Origin of the sequence: Paenibacillus sp. Marseille-Q4541 (assembly GCF_018310695.1) — a bacterium.
Taxonomy (GTDB): domain Bacteria; phylum Bacillota; class Bacilli; order Paenibacillales; family Paenibacillaceae; genus Paenibacillus.
In genome coordinates this window covers 1-15,950 of the sequence record NZ_JAGXCY010000030.1, presented here as the reverse complement: position 1 = coordinate 15,950, position 15,950 = coordinate 1, and the positions used below count along the sequence as shown (strand labels likewise).

The 15,950-nt window shown below is 41.8% G+C and carries 9 protein-coding genes; 1 reads left to right on the top strand and 8 read right to left on the bottom strand.

The annotated features are described in order from the left end of the window. Positions 1-103: 103 nt before the first annotated feature. Both argJ and argC read right to left on the bottom strand, forming a co-directional pair. Positions 104-1,339, bottom strand: coding sequence for a bifunctional glutamate N-acetyltransferase/amino-acid acetyltransferase ArgJ (gene argJ / locus KFT32_RS21660; RefSeq protein ID WP_211749554.1), 1,236 nt, complete (start codon positions 1,337-1,339; stop codon positions 104-106). Positions 1,340-1,444: 105 nt separating this feature from the next. Next, a complete protein-coding gene (argC, locus tag KFT32_RS21655) occupies positions 1,445-2,494 on the bottom strand; it encodes an N-acetyl-gamma-glutamyl-phosphate reductase (protein WP_211749553.1) in 1,050 nt (349 codons plus the stop codon). Positions 2,495-2,797: 303 nt separating this feature from the next. On the opposite strand from argC, the gene cls reads away from it, so the two are divergent. Next, positions 2,798-4,246 (top strand): cardiolipin synthase, encoded by a 1,449-nt coding sequence (gene cls, locus KFT32_RS21650; protein WP_283246461.1) that lies wholly within the window; start codon positions 2,798-2,800, stop codon positions 4,244-4,246. Between the two features lie 83 nt (positions 4,247-4,329). Here cls and KFT32_RS21645 read toward each other — a convergent pair whose 3' ends face one another. From KFT32_RS21645 to KFT32_RS21620, 6 genes are all read right to left on the bottom strand, one after another. Further along, positions 4,330-5,220 carry a YitT family protein gene (locus KFT32_RS21645; protein WP_211749552.1) on the bottom strand — a complete coding sequence of 297 codons (891 nt, stop codon included), beginning with the start codon at positions 5,218-5,220 and terminating at the stop codon, positions 4,330-4,332. Positions 5,221-5,337: 117 nt separating this feature from the next. Beyond that, positions 5,338-6,451, bottom strand: a protein-coding gene (prfB, locus tag KFT32_RS21640) for a peptide chain release factor 2 (protein WP_211749580.1) whose coding sequence is annotated in 2 segments (ribosomal slippage) — positions 5,338-6,378 and positions 6,380-6,451 — 1,113 coding nt in all. Because the reading frame shifts where the segments join, the coding sequence is not laid out codon by codon here. Between the two features lie 115 nt (positions 6,452-6,566). After that, positions 6,567-9,074 (bottom strand): preprotein translocase subunit SecA, encoded by a 2,508-nt coding sequence (secA, locus tag KFT32_RS21635; protein ID WP_211749551.1) that lies wholly within the window; start codon positions 9,072-9,074, stop codon positions 6,567-6,569. 515 nt (positions 9,075-9,589) lie between these two features. Next, the gene (gene hpf, locus KFT32_RS21630; RefSeq protein WP_211749550.1) at positions 9,590-10,156 is read right to left on the bottom strand and encodes a ribosome hibernation-promoting factor, HPF/YfiA family; all 567 of its coding nucleotides are present in this window, start codon (positions 10,154-10,156) and stop codon (positions 9,590-9,592) included. 402 nt (positions 10,157-10,558) lie between these two features. Beyond that, positions 10,559-10,756, bottom strand: coding sequence for a cold shock domain-containing protein (locus KFT32_RS21625; protein ID WP_009594275.1), 198 nt, complete (start codon positions 10,754-10,756; stop codon positions 10,559-10,561). Positions 10,757-11,113: 357 nt separating this feature from the next. Continuing rightward, a complete protein-coding gene (locus KFT32_RS21620; protein ID WP_211749549.1) occupies positions 11,114-15,856 on the bottom strand; it encodes an S-layer homology domain-containing protein in 4,743 nt (1,580 codons plus the stop codon). Between the last annotated feature and the right edge of the window lie 94 nt (positions 15,857-15,950).

The following is a 15,950-nucleotide window of genomic DNA, read 5'->3' as shown; positions in this document are numbered from 1 at the left end:
AAAGGTACTCGCCGGTCCCTTCGCTAATGTTTCTGTTTGCTCACTCTTATGTGTTATCGTCACGTTTCTATCCCCTTCCTCGTAAAAAAGTTGCGACCGTCTTTTAGGTCCGGTAAGCTGCGTTAATTCGTACATAATCGTATGTCAGATCACAGCCCCAAGCAGTTGCCTTTCCGCTCCCGCCATGCAAATCCACGTAGATCTGAACCGAATCACCTTGTAAATAACGAAGCGCCTCTTCTTCATCAAAATAAACAGGACGTGATCCTGATAACACCAAAATAGATCCGAGCTTTACATCGACCTCATCCGGCTGAACCGGCTCCCCGGCACGGCCAACAGCGGCAATAATTCGTCCCCAATTTGCATCTGCTCCAAACATAGCGGATTTTACGAGACTGGACCCAATGACTGTTTTAGCAATCGCTCTTGCGGAGTCCTCAGATACTGCACCGTCAATATTCACCTCGACTAATTTGGTAGCTCCTTCTCCGTCTCTTGCTATCGCCTTAGCTAATACTTCGCATACATAACTGAATGCTTCTGCGAATGCTTGCCAATCCTTATGTTCTGGATGAAGCGACTCATTTCCGGCAAGCCCACTCGCCATAGCAATGAGCATGTCATTGGTACTTGTATCTCCATCAACCGTGATCATATTAAATGTTGCATCCGTAGACTTACCAAGCAGACTTTGAAGCGCAGCTTGATCAATCTCCGCGTCACAAGTAACAAAAGCGAGCATCGTCGCCATGTTCGGATGAATCATTCCTGAGCCTTTGGCAGCACCCGCAATCGTAACTTCTTTTCCGTCCACTAGAGTGCGAACGCAAACTTCCTTTTTCACCAAATCCGTTGTCAGAATAGCTTGCGAAAACTCATTTGCTTCTTCCGTTCCAGAACCTATTTTTGCAGGCAAACCTTTGATACCCGCATGCACCCGTTCCATATTTAACAATTCACCAATTACACCTGTGGAGGCAACCGCTATATTCTCTTCAGCGATACCGAGTTCTTTTGCAGTAGCTGACCTCATTGCATAAGCATCTTGTTCACCTTGCTGCCCCGTAACTGCATTCGCATTACCGCTGTTCACGACGATGGCCTGTAGTTTACCGCTCTGCAAACTCTCTCTTGTTACTTTAAGCGGTGCTGCTTGAAATACGTTTGTTGTATACACTGCCGCTGCATTCGCAAGAACTTCACATGTAATGACACCAAGATCGTTACGCTCTGCTTTTTTCAGACCACAATGTAATCCCCCTGCCTTAAATCCTTGCGGTGATACGATAGATCCCCCAGACACGACCTGAAACGCTTGATATGTAACCTGTCCCATAACCTCTCCCCATTCCATCAGATAAATGAAATAAAAACACAGCTGTCTCAACAACACGAACGTGTGAATAAACTCATCGCTTACGGTACGGCTATCCGATTCACTTTATGGATATACTGGTAAAAATCCGAGACCTGTCTGCTCTTCCCAGCCCATCATCAGATTCAAATTTTGTATCGCTTGACCAGCTGCGCCTTTAACGATATTATCGATAACCGAAATGATCGTAACCCGCCCAGTCCGTTCATCTACAGCAAAGCCAATATCACAATAATTAGAAGCAAACACTTCTTTCGTAGCTGGCCAAGAGCCTTGTTCGCGAATTCTTACAAACGATCTGTTCTCATAGTACTGCTTATATACATCTATAAAATCCTGATTGCTATAATTTCCACTGAGTTGTGCGTACATCGTGCTCATAATTCCTCTCGTCATCGGAACAAGATGTGTGGTAAACGTAACGGTAACCGGCTCGCCGGCCTGTTCGCCAAGAACCTGCTCAATTTCAGGAATATGCTGATGTTTGTTCACCTTGTAAGCTTTAAAATTCTCATTCATCTCTGCATAATGTGAAGTTAAACTCGTTCCCCGACCCGCACCAGACACACCTGACTTTGCATCTATAATAATGCTTCGGTAATCTATCATTCCTGCCTTGATCGCTGGAATCAATCCAAGAAGTGTCGCCGTTGGATAACATCCTGGGTTTGATATAAAAGAAGCACCCTCTACGTTCTCCCCATAGATCTCGCATAATCCGTACACTGCCTCTTCCAGATACTTATCTTCTGCTGGACTGTGTTTGTACCACGTTTCGTATTCCGAACCATCTTTGAGTCTGAAATCTCCAGAAAGATCAATCACCTTCAAACCTGCATCAAGTAGCTGCGGAACCAACTTTGTACTAACACCGGATGGAGTAGCTGTAAATACCAGATCCACCTGCTCTGCCATCGTCGCTATATCAATTCCATCTAACTTCTGATCTACAATACCATTTAAATGAGGGAACCCTTCGGCAATAGATACACCGCTTGTGGACGAAGAAATAACGGAAGTGATTTCCACTTTGGGATGATGATATAAAAATCGAATAAGTTCCACTCCACCATATCCTGTAGAACCAACGATGGCTACTTTACATTTCTGAGTCATATTGTGTTGTCTCCATTTCATAAAAGGTAGTATTTTCCTATGTATAAAAGAAACCATTTTCTAGGATAAAACTGCTAAAATAGACGTCCATAATTTATCGATGTGCATTATTATACATCCGCGTTTATATAAATACAATACTTTATACAATTATTCCATGTAATTGAAATCATTCTTATTAATTTAGTAAAATATATACTTTACAAAGAATGAAATATCTATTTCCGATGTCTTCAAGTGAGTGTTATGATGCTTAATAGGGTAATTAACCTCTATATCATACAATTTAAAGGGGCTATCACTTTGGATATTAATCACATCAGCTCTATTGTCTTCCTCGTTATTAACATGCTGTTTGCGGCCGCTGTTATTTTCTTGGAACGAAAGGACGCTACCTCGACATGGGCGTGGCTGCTCGTGCTCACCTTTATTCCGATTCTCGGATTCATTCTATACCTGTTACTTGGTCAAAATCTTACCCGTTATCGTCTCTTCCAATGGAAAGAACGGGCTAAACTTAACATCGATCAGATGGTCGTTGACCAAATTCATCATCTACAGGAAAAAGATTTCCCGTTTCGAAAACAGGACACCTTGGAATACAAAGACTTCATCTACATGCATCTCATTCAGAATGGGGCTTTGTTTACAGAAGACAACAAGGTAGATATCTTCGTAGACGGTCATCAGAAGTTTGATAATCTGCTTGCGGATATTGAGAATGCGAAAGACCATATTCACATCCAATACTACATATATCGGTCTGACGGTTTAGGGAAACGGATTCGGGATGCTCTCATTAAGAAAGCCAAGGAAGGTGTATATGTAAGACTGCTTTATGATGCACTTGGCTCTAGAACGCTAAGAAAACGTTTCTTTAAGGAATTGATTGAGGCTGGAGGTAAAGTAGAAGTATTTTTCCCATCTAAGCTGAGTCCAATCAACTTACGTCTAAACTACCGTAATCACCGTAAATTGGTCATTATTGATGGGAAAATCGGCTATACTGGCGGGTTCAACGTCGGAGATGAATACCTTGGTCTCGACAAAAAGTTCGGATACTGGCGCGATACGCACCTGCGTATTCAAGGAACGGCTGTTGCTACACTACAAGCTCGTTTTATAATGGACTGGAACGAAGCGTCTCGTTATCATGACATTATGTTTGTACCCGCTCATTTCCCTGAGCCGGAAGTAACAGGCCATGTTGGCATGCAAATCGTAACAAGTGGACCTGACGCAGAAATTGAACATATCAAGAATGGGTACATCAAAATGATTGCTGCAGCCAAAAAATCAATTATTATACAGACGCCTTATTTTATCCCTGATGCGAGCATGCTGGATGCGGTCCGAATTGCTTGTCTATCCGGAATTGATGTACGAATCATGATTCCCAATAAGCCGGATCATATGTTTGTATACTGGGCAACCACTTCCTATATTGGCGAACTAATCAAAGTTGGAGCAAGAATTTATGTTTATGACAATGGATTTCTCCACACCAAAATGATTATTGTCGATAATAAAATTGCAACGATTGGATCTGCCAATTTTGATGTACGCAGCTTCCGTCTGAACTTTGAAATCAATGCATTTATCTACGACGCTAGTATCGCTCAACAACTGACCGATGCTTTCGAAAAAGACTTGCAGCTCTCTGCCGAGCTGACAGAGGAACACTACAAACAGCGTTCCCTCTGGATTCGCTTCAAAGAGTCGATCTCAAGACTGCTGTCACCGATTTTATAAAATGATTTTTATGAATACCAAAAGGGGCAAACCGATGTTTACGGTCTGCCCCTTTTTTGTACTCTTATGAGCTTATTTAAAGATTAGTTTCTAGTGAATCCCTCACCTAGCACTTCATGTGCATTGGTAATCGTCACAAAGGCGTTGGGATCGACGGAACGCACCAGCGTTTTTAATCTTGCGATTTCATTCTGTCCAACAACCACCATAAGCACTGTCCGATCATCATCCGTATACCCTCCTTGTGCAGAGAGCTTTGTTAGACCACGATCCAGATCAGATAGAATAGCCTTCGTGATCAGCTCCGTATGATTGGAGATGATATAGGCAACTTTAGACGTCCCAAAGCCCATTTCCACCGTATCTATCATTTTCCCCGTAACATACAAGCTAATAAGGGCAAATAGTGAGTTCTCAAGAGATAGTACCCACCCCGCGAGGATGATAACTGCTCCATCGAGCATCATGATACACAGCGAGAGTCGCAAACCGCTAAATTTCTGAATGATTTGTGCTAGGATCGTAAGCCCACCAGTCGACCCTCGGCCACGATACACAATTCCGATCCCAAGTCCTACACCGATACCACCAAAAATGGATGCCAAAAGCGGATTACTTGTGGGCACAACCCAACTACTCGTCAAATAAACAAAGAACGGGAGCATAATGCTTCCTAGTAAAGAGCGAATACCGTATTGTCTGCCCAGAATGAGGTACCCGGCAATGAAGAGAGGGATGTTAAGTGCCCACTGGGTAAAAGCAGGCTCAAATCCTAGAGCTTCTTTGGCCAAAATGGAAATACCAGAAACGCCGCCTGATGCAATCTGATTCGGAACAAGGAATAAATTAAAGGCAATCGCCATAATAAATGCTCCAAACATAATTAAGATCGTATCAAGTGCTATCCTTTTCGGTCCATCGATCGGAATGATGGAGTTCAATCTTCTGTTTTTGGGTTGCTGTGCTTGCTGCATTGCTTTTCGTTCTCCCCTTAAGAAATAATAATTTCGCATTGATTTAAAATCCTTTTAATCAGCAAAAAAATTCCTACACGGTTACTTACTCTTTACCATGTAGGAATTTCCTATAAATTATTCAGACTCCACCTTAATTTGCTTGCGGAGATAGCTATCGATAAAAGGATCGAGGTCGCCGTCCATTACAGCACCTACGTTCCCTGACTCTACACTTGTACGGTGATCCTTTACCATACTATAGGGATGGAACACGTAGGAGCGGATCTGGCTGCCCCAAGCAATATCCGACTGTTCTCCTCGGATTTCATCCAGATGCTTTCTTTGCTCTTCTAGTTTACGTTCATAGAGCTTTGAACGAAGCATAGTCATGGCCCGCTCACGGTTTTTGATCTGAGAACGTTCATTCTGACACGTTACCACGACACCTGTTGGTAGATGGGTAATACGAACAGCCGAATCCGTCGTATTGATATGCTGTCCACCTGCACCACTAGCTCGGTACGTATCAATCTTCAAATCCTCAGTCCTGATGTCGACTTCCACGTCTTCCGTAATCTCCGGAACAACATCGCAAGATACGAATGAGGTATGTCTGCGTCCAGAAGAGTCAAATGGTGAAATCCGGACAAGTCGATGTACTCCTTTTTCTGCCTTCAGATAACCGTAAGCATTATATCCTTTAATGGAGAGGGTCACACTTTTGATGCCCGCTTCATCTCCGGCTAGATAATCTAATACTTCCACCTTGAATCCATGTTTCTCGGCCCAGCGTGTATACATGCGAAGCAGCATTTGGCCCCAATCCTGGGACTCAGTACCGCCCGCACCTGGATGCAGCTCAAGAATGGCGTTCATTTTGTCATAAGGCTGATCAAGCAGCAATTGAAGCTCGAAATCATCCAGCTTTTTAACAAGTGATTTCACGGTCTCTCCGACTTCTGCTGCGATATCCTCATCGCCTTCTTCATCAGCTAGCTCTATCATCATCGTAGCGTCATCATATTCCTGCTGTAACTTAGAATATTCATCTACGGAACCTTTTACGGCATTCATCTCGGAAATGAGAGCTTGTGCTTTATCACTATCGTCCCAGAAATCAGGAGCCGACATTTTCTCTTCAAAGTTAGCAATCATTTCATGCTTGAGGTCTAAGTCAAAGAGACCCCCTAAGGTTGGTTAGTTTCTTGCTAATTTCGCGCAAATCCTGTTTTACGGATGGATCGATCATACTGCAAATTCCTCTCTTTACTGTAGATAAAGCCCCATTAGAGCCTGCCGTCATTACTGGCAAGCTCCAAGGAGCTGTATGGGTGTTTCAGATGTTTATGTTATTGTATGGCCAATTACGAAGTTTGACCGTGGCACTGCTTGTATTTTTTGCCGCTACCACAAGGACAAGGATCGTTACGTCCGATCTGGTCGTCTACTTTTACCGGACGTTTCTCAGCAGGCTCCCCGCTAGTCGAAATCTTGTTCTCGTCAACTACCGCTTGACGCTCTTGGTTGCTCTCGATTTGAGCTCTCATCACATAGGTAGCAACTTCTTCCTGAATGGTAGAGATCATCTCGTTGAACATCGCAAACCCTTCAAACTGGTATTCGCGAAGCGGATCTGTACCGCCGTATGCTCTGAGGTGAATACCTTGACGAAGTTGATCCATCGCATCGATGTGGTCCATCCACTTGCTATCTACAGAACGAAGCACGATAACTTTCTCGAACTCACGAACCATTTCTTCTCCGATACGTTCTTCACGTGCATCATATTTCTCCTGTACCTTAGTGAAGATGAACTCGATAATCTCTTCAACTTCTTTACCCCATAGATCGTCTCTTGTAAGGGCGCCTTCTTCTAGCATCTTGCTGTTTATATAGTCTGCCACTTCTTGAAGTTCCCAATTCTCAGGAATATCGTCCGCACAGTGTGCTTCTACATTACGTTGAATGGTTCCGCGAATCATTTCCATAACAATGGTTTTGATATTCTCGGACTCCAGAACTTCACGGCGTTGTTTGTAAATAACTTCACGTTGTTGATTCATTACATCATCGTATTGGAGTACGACTTTACGCATATCAAAATTGTTGCCCTCAACCCGTTTTTGTGCGGATTCAACGGCACGCGTAATCATTTTACTCTCAATCGGTTGATCTTCTTCAAATCCAAGGCGTTCCATCATGTTCAGTACGTTATCCGCACCAAAACGCTTCATCAGTTCATCTCCAAGGGAAAGGTAGAACTGTGTTGAACCCGGATCACCCTGACGACCGGCACGACCACGCAACTGATTATCAATTCGACGAGATTCATGACGTTCTGTACCAATGATATGAAGACCGCCTAATTCAGCCACGCCTTCACCCAAAATAATATCCGTACCCCGTCCAGCCATATTGGTTGCAATCGTGACTGCACCCGCCTGTCCAGCACCGGAAATAATCTGAGCTTCTTCCGCATGGTATTTTGCGTTCAGTACCTGATGCTTCACGCCTTTGCGTTTCAGCATTTCAGAGAGAACTTCCGAGTTTTCAATCGAAATTGTACCTACGAGAACTGGCTGTCTTTTTGCATGACGCTCCACGATCTCATCAACAACGGCTTTAAACTTGCCTTCCACACTTTTGTATACAACATCCGCCATATCATCACGTTGGTTCGGACGATTCGTCGGTACTTGTAATACTTCAAGTCCATAAATCTTTTTGAACTCTTCTTCCTCAGTCTTCGCTGTACCCGTCATACCTGCAAGCTTCTTGTACATCCGGAAATAGTTCTGGAATGTAATCGTAGCAAGCGTCATACTCTCATTTTGAACTTGGATTGCTTCTTTTGCTTCAATCGCTTGGTGAAGACCATCACTGTAGCGACGTCCAGCCATTAAGCGACCTGTGAATTCGTCAACAATGACAACTTCATCATCAGCTACCACGTAATCCACGTCACGGCGCATGATTACATTTGCTTTTAGAGCCTGTACAACATGGTGATTCAGTGTAACGTTAGCTTGGTCATACAAATTCTCAATACCAAAAGCACGTTCTGCCTTAGCAACCCCTGCTTCTGTAAGAGCAACGGACTTCACTTTAATATCCACTGTAAAATCTTCTTCTGCAGTCAATTTCTTAACAAAACGATCTGCTGCAAAATAAAGTTCAGTTGATTTTTGTGCCTGTCCCGAAATGATAAGTGGTGTACGAGCTTCATCGACCAAGATGGAGTCCACCTCGTCAATAATACAATAGTAAAGCGGACGCTGTACCATTTGCTCTTTATAAAGCACCATATTATCGCGAAGATAATCAAATCCGTATTCATTGTTTGTACCGTAAGTTACATCGCAACCATATGCGGCCTGTTTAGAAGCATGATCCATTCCGTTAAGGTTAATTCCGACGTTCATTCCGAGGAATTCATAGATCTGTCCCATCTCCTGGCTGTCCCGTTGAGCAAGATAATCGTTGACGGTAACAACATGGACCCCTTTACCTAATAATGCATTCAGATAAACAGGAAGGGTACCTACGAGAGTTTTACCTTCACCCGTCTTCATCTCTGCAATACGGCCTTCATGAAGGGCAATACCACCAATCAGCTGCACATCATAATGACGTTTATTCAGGACCCGTTTGGACGCTTCACGCACCGTGGCAAAAGCTTCAGGCAATAATTCGTCGAGCGTAGCTCCTTTTTCAATACGAGAACGGAATTCCTCCGTTTTACCTTGTAGCTGAGCGTCGGAAAGCGCGGTAAATTCCGGTTCCAGTTTATTAATTACATCGACCGTCTTCATCAGACGTTTGACATCACGCTCGTTGGTGTCGCCGAAGATCTTCTTCACTAGTCCTAGCATGGTTAACCCCTTTCGTGCAAACAGATGTTATAATCAAACTCGGCATGCTAAGGGTAATGTTAGGAACTCCAATGTTGAATTCATTAAAAGTTCTTACATGCACAAGCTGATGTTACTATTTCATTTATATCGAAACATATCCATTATGAATTAAGTCCAAAACCCGGACTACAATCGAAAATGGTTTTGCCTAAATTGTAACAGTTTGTCAAGACTGTCGCAACACGGAGAACCCTTTATTTTACTCGATTTGCCCTCCATCTTATAGGATTTATGGCAAAGTCTCGGTTCTTACTCCATGTATATATATAGACGCAAAGCATGTTTCATATGTTTCGCTAATTTCACATACAATATGTGGAAATATAAAATCAAAAAAGAGCCCCATTCCGTAGAATGGAGGCTCTTACTATCACGATACAGAAACATTCATGCCTAGTCATAAGTGATGCATAAGGGAAATATCAGGAATGGAGCCTAATATTGTCGGCTATTTGCGTAAGCACTAAAAGATCTTATTCTTTCTCAATTAAGCCATATTTACCGTCATTCCGTTTATAAACGACGCTTACTTCATTATTCTCAATGTTGGAGAATACAAAGAAGTTATGGCCGACCATGTTCATTTGCAAGATTGCTTCTTCCACATCCATTGGTTTGAGTAAGAAACGCTTCGTGCGTACGACTTCCAGATCATCATTTTCCATATCAAGTTCCTCATCCGTTACCGGAGACGTGCTTGCTGGAACATCTTCTACAAAGAGAGTTTTCAAATTGCCCTCTTGGCGGAATTTACGATTGATCTTTGTTTTATGCTTCCGAATCTGACGTTCTAGCTTGTCCACTACCGCATCGATGGATGCATACATATCATTGCTCTCATCTTCTGCACGTAGCACAAGACCTTTCATCGGGATTGTTACCTCTACGGTGTGTAGGCCTCGATTCACGCTTAGTGTAACATTGCCATCAGAGGTAAGAGGTTCGTCAAAATACTTTTCCAGTTTATTCAGCTTCTTATCTACGTAATCTTTCAAAGCATCAGTAACCTCGATTTGTTGTCCTCGAATACTCAAATTCATAGGGCACTCCTCCTTTTCCTTTACACCCTGATTATAACATGATTGTTATGGCAAAGTAAAAAAATGAAGGCGTTTTACCTGCTGATAATAAAGAGATGTGACAATTTTATAAAGATCGTTTGAGAAGGGTTATATCCGGTTAATAGTAGAGTTAATTCTTCATATAATATCCCTTTTTGAGAGGGTCTTTACAAGCTCTTAATACGTCTATTAAATTTGAGTTTAACAGTAGAAAAACACCTCATATTATTGCTCTGTTCATCTTTAGAATTGGAAAAAACCACTAGGTTTATCTACATAAAAAATAAAAACCTTGAGACAGAAGTCTCAAGGTTTGACGCTAGCTAATATACAATTGTTAACCATCTAACCGTATATGTAGGTCGGGCTAAGCCGGGATGATTATAATTTGATTACGTTAGCTGCTTGTGGTCCACGCGCGCCTTCAACGATCTCGAATTCTACGGATTGACCTTCTTCCAAAGTTTTGAATCCTTCGGATTGAATTGCGGAGAAATGTACGAATACATCGCCGCCATCCTCAGTTTCGATGAAACCATAACCTTTTTCTGCGTTAAACCATTTAACTTTACCTTGCATGCACGAACATTCCCTTCGTCATCAAATGAAGTGAGCCTAGCTCACAATTCAGACTATACCACCCAAAGTTATCCATTGTCAATTGGAAAAGAAAATGATTACCTTCAAATATATAACATATCAATGTTAATATTTCATGCCGAATTAGTCCTTTTTCCACTTGTTTTTGGATGAAATGAAAAGTATGTCGAACTATGGAAATACTTCACCAGTCAGCGTCCAATTTCACAATAAACAACATTATGAATATGTCTTATCTTCATGTGAGCTAGAAAATTAATAATATTATTAATTTCATGAACCGAAATGCAACAATAAACACGCATCATCTGAGAAATCGAGAGATATCGTCAGGCTTTATTCCGCAATAGCACTCTTCAATGTGTAGTATTTAAAACCCTCTTTATCTGTTGCATCGTTTACTTCATATTGACTCTGTACATCATTAACTACAGGCACACTTCCGTTTGCAGGATCTGTCCAGATCGCTACAGCTTCATCATGCTTGCTTGTACCTGTAATCGTTAAGCTCGGCTGTTCCTGAACGTTAACACCTTTGGAGACTTCAATACCGCCCCAAGCATTACCTTTTGTAATTATTTTGTTTACAGTCACGCTAGCACTATTAACGAGTAAGCCACCCTTTTTAGAGCTGTCCAAGGTCACATTGTCCAATACTACATCAGTTGCGTTGTAAACTTGAACGTTATAGCCAGCTGAATTCGCGACAGTCAGGTTCATCACCTTGGTTCCACTTCCGAAAATGAGGAAGCTATTCCCTGCCTCTTTCAAACTCAAAGTTTTGTTATTACCTTCAATTACTACATTACTACCTATTACCTCAAGCAGCTTCCCAGTTTCAGTAATGGAAGTACCGAGCTTGATTTTGTTATTATCCACTTTAACTGCCGCAGACAATTCTTCAAATGTGTTGACTACTTGATATGCACTGTAGTTAGTGTATCCTTCTTTACCTTGACGGGTATCTGCTGAAGCATGATATTGATTTGCCTCATCAACAACTGAATTCCCTTCATTATTTGGGTTTACCGTCCAGATTGCCACATCTTCACTATGCTTATTGGTTCCTTCAACGGTAAGTGTTGATGCGGATAGATTTTCAGCTGAACCTTTGGAAACTTCAATACCGCCCCACTTGTTATTACTGGTTGTAATATTGCTAACTGTCACCGTGGAACCATTAATCAGCAAACCACCATTATCAGCATTTTCGAAAGTAACATAATCAAATTTCACATTTTGTGCGTTATACACATGAACATTGTATTTAGCAGAATCTTTTACAGTAAGTTTCACGATCGTAGCACCATTACCTGTAATCAAGAAACTGTTATTCGCGTCAGTAAGTGAAAGAGTTTTGCTACCACCATGAAGGGTTACATTCTCTCCTGTTAGTTCCAAAACCTTACCCTCTTCAGCAATATCGCTTCCAAGCATAACTTTATTGTTATTTACTTTTACCGCTGCAGACAGTTCGTCAAATGTGTTTACCACTTGGTATGCATTATTCAAAATATAATTGGTGTATCCTTTCTTACCAGGACGCGCATCTTCATAGGAACGATATTCTCCCGCTTCGTCTACTACTTGGTTGCCTTCACCATTTGGATTCACTGTCCAGATTGCCACATTTTCACTATGTGTATTCTTTCCTTCAACAGTAAGTGTTGATGCGGATAGATTCTCAGCCGAACCTTTTGCAACTTCGATACCGCCCCAGCTGTTATTGCTTGTCGTAATATCGCGTACCGTTACTTTAGAGCCATTAACCAACAGGCCACCCTTTTTAGAGTTGTTCAAGGTTACATTCTCCAAAACAACACCCTCGGCATTATATACGTGCAGGTTATATTCGGAAGAATCTTTCACAGTCAAATTACTGATCTTCACACCGTTGTTCTCGACAGTCATCTTGTTGCCTTTACCCGTGATTGAAATCGAGTGATTCGCTCCGTCGATCTCTACATTAGCACCACTGATTCGAACCGACTCTGCTCCAACTAGGTCAGCACCCAATTTTACTTTGTTGTTGTCCAAAGAAACAGCTAATTCAAACTCAGCAAGCGTATTTACCGTTTGATAGCTATCTTTCAGTACATAAGTGTAGAAGCCACTCACCGGACCCAGTTTACGATATTGATTGTTTACATCTACAATTTGAGGATTATCATTATTGTTTGCAGGATCTGTCCAAATAGCCGTATCCTCTGGATGCTTGCTTGTTCCTTTTATCGTTAGAACAGGATTACTTGTAACTTCAACACCTTTAGAAACTTCAATGCCGCCCCACTCATTCCCTTCAGTCGTGACGTTCTCTACTGTAACTTCTGCACCATTAACTAAGAGACCGCCTTTCTTCGAGTTCTTGAAGGAAACATCGGTAAGAACAACGCCTTCTGCCTTGTACACATGCAGATTATAATCATTGGAATTTTCAAAGGTTACATTGGAGATGGATACACTATTTCCAAATATAACGAATTTGCTGACAGTTTCATCAGACCAAGAAATCGTATGTGTATTCCCGTTAATTTGCACATTCTGGCCGTGAATCTCAATTCCTTCGCTGTCCACTACGATGTTCTCAGTCAGCTTGATCTTATTATTATCGATAGCTACAGCTTTTCTAAGCTCACTAACAGTAGCAACTTCCACTTCTTCAATAACGGATGCTTCAAATTTCTTAATCGCTGATTGCAAATCTGTGTTTGATGTTTGAACTTCGGTAAGTGTTGCTCCCAAGTTGTCGTAGACAGCACGCGATACTGTAATTACGTTTTCGAAAGCATCTTTTTCTTCAACTGGAACCTGACCCAACTGGCTACCCGCTTCATATTGGTTATTCAAACGAACTGCAATTTCGATGTTAGAGAACAACACTTGTTTCGCCGCTAGGATAGCTTCAGCTTCTTTTTGTTCATCAGTGATTACTGCTGCTCTGAACTCTTTAATAGAAGCATTCAAGTTTTCGTTAGCAAGATTAACTTCATATACACTAGAAGACTCATTGGCGTACACAGACTCCGCTACAGAGATGGCGCCATCAAATTGATCTTTTGCTGATTGAGAAACTTGTCCAACCTCATTACCAACTGAAATTCCTAAGTTTATTCCTTTGGCTTCCTCAATCGTAGAAAAGAGGGCTTGCTTAGCAATTTCAACTTCAGACTCACCCAGATCTTCTTTAATAATGGCATTCTTGAAAGTAGTAATCGCTGTGCTGAGATCTGCTCTTGCGTTAATGACGGTAGCTACTTCCGCAGCTTCATCCGCATATACAGCTTCGGCAACTTGGATCGCGCTTGTAAACTGATCTTTTGCAGACTGAGAAACATCCCCTATTTTTTCACCAACTGAAACATGATCGTTCAGGTTATTGGCCTCAAGAATAATAGAGAACAATTGCTGTTTCTCTGCTTTCAGTTCTTCTTTCTGATCTGTGTCTTCTTTAATAATGGCCGATTCAAACACTGTAATTGCTGTACTAAGTTTTGTATTAGCTTGATCTACGGTACTTTGCGTTGCAGAAGAATCAAGGTATACGATATCTGCGTTTGCAATTGCAGAGGCGAATACATTTTTACTATCCTGATCAACTTCACCTTTTGCCGTTCCTACTTCTACCGATTCATTCAGTTCTCTAGCTACCAATAAGGTTTGGAACAAAGTGGATTTGTCTACAACGACCGGAGTCGGGGTACTGCCTCCACCGCCGCCGCTTGTACCGCCTCCACCTGAAACTGGAGGAGCAACCGGAACAGTAACGTTGTCTTTTTGAGCTCCCTCTAACTGACCTGGTTTGGATTCAAAGGAAGATCCTGCCGCCCCTTCATTTACGATAGCTTTGTTGATGGTTCCAGAACCGAGTAGTTTAGTGATTGCATCGAGTACAAGTTGAATCACTTTCGCGTTGCTGCTAATCGTTATTGCGTTGTCTAATGCAGCTTTGTCAATTTGCATGTTTTCGATTGAACCCCGAACAAGCTCTACAGACATGGAAGTGGCATAAATATCAACATCATCAAAAGATCCGTTAAGTACTACCTTACTGTTTTTAGGAAGTTCTTTAGACAATTCAACATCAGTAAAGCCGGCGCCTGTTGCTTTATCCTCTTCTAGTTTTACAGAAGACTTCACCACTACGTTTTGAGTGGTCGTCGTTCCTTCTGCTACGATTCGAACCGTACCATCCTTTTTATTAACAACAATATTCAGAAGAACCGAATCGACTAAATGAATTGAATTTTCGCCGCCGCCTTCTACATTGGTCGTTCCATGTACCTTTACATTTTTAATCGTTACGTCTCCAGCGCCAATCCCTTTTGCAAACAGTAAGTCTCCTTTAATGACCGTGTTCTGCAGTGTAACTCCTGGTACATTAATGATTACGTTACCTTCGATGACTGTCTCTTTTGTCTCTGAGCCATAAATTCCTGCTTCGTCATATGTAATCGTGCTTAATTCTTTTTTGCTAGCTAGTGCATTATCTATTAAAACTACGGCTTCTGCACGGGTCAGCGACCGAAGCGGAGCAAATGTATCATTCGGATAACCTTTCATTACTTCTTGTTCTACAACAGAAGCTACCGCAGCCTTACTCCAGTTCGCTATCGTTTCACGATCTACAAATTGATTAAGAACATCATAATTATTATTCTGTACACCTAAAAGCTTCGAAATCATAACTGCTGCTTCTTGTCTAGTCACATTCGCTCCAGGGCGGAATGTATTATTCTCATAACCTTGAACGTAGCCTGCTTTGACTGCTTTCGCGATATCCGTATACGCCCAGTTCGTAGATGCTAGATCTTCAAAAGAAATATCGGACGCTTCATTGTATCCAAAACTACGGTTAATCAGAGAAATGAACTCTGCACGAGAGATAGTCTTATTCGGTTTTACCGATCCATCCTCATATCCATTCAAGTTGCCGTTATTGATCCAGTCTTGAATCTGGCTTCGTGCCCAATGACCCTCTAAATCATTTCCTTTTTGCGCAGCTTCCACTGAACCCAATGAACCAAGAAGCATACTAACACTTAACAACCCAGTAACCGTACCTCGTACCTTTTTACTCACAATATACCCTCCTGAAGTCCTGTTTTAGATGAGATAGATTCTTAAATCATATAATAGTCCTATAAAATCATGATTTTATAGGACTATTATATTG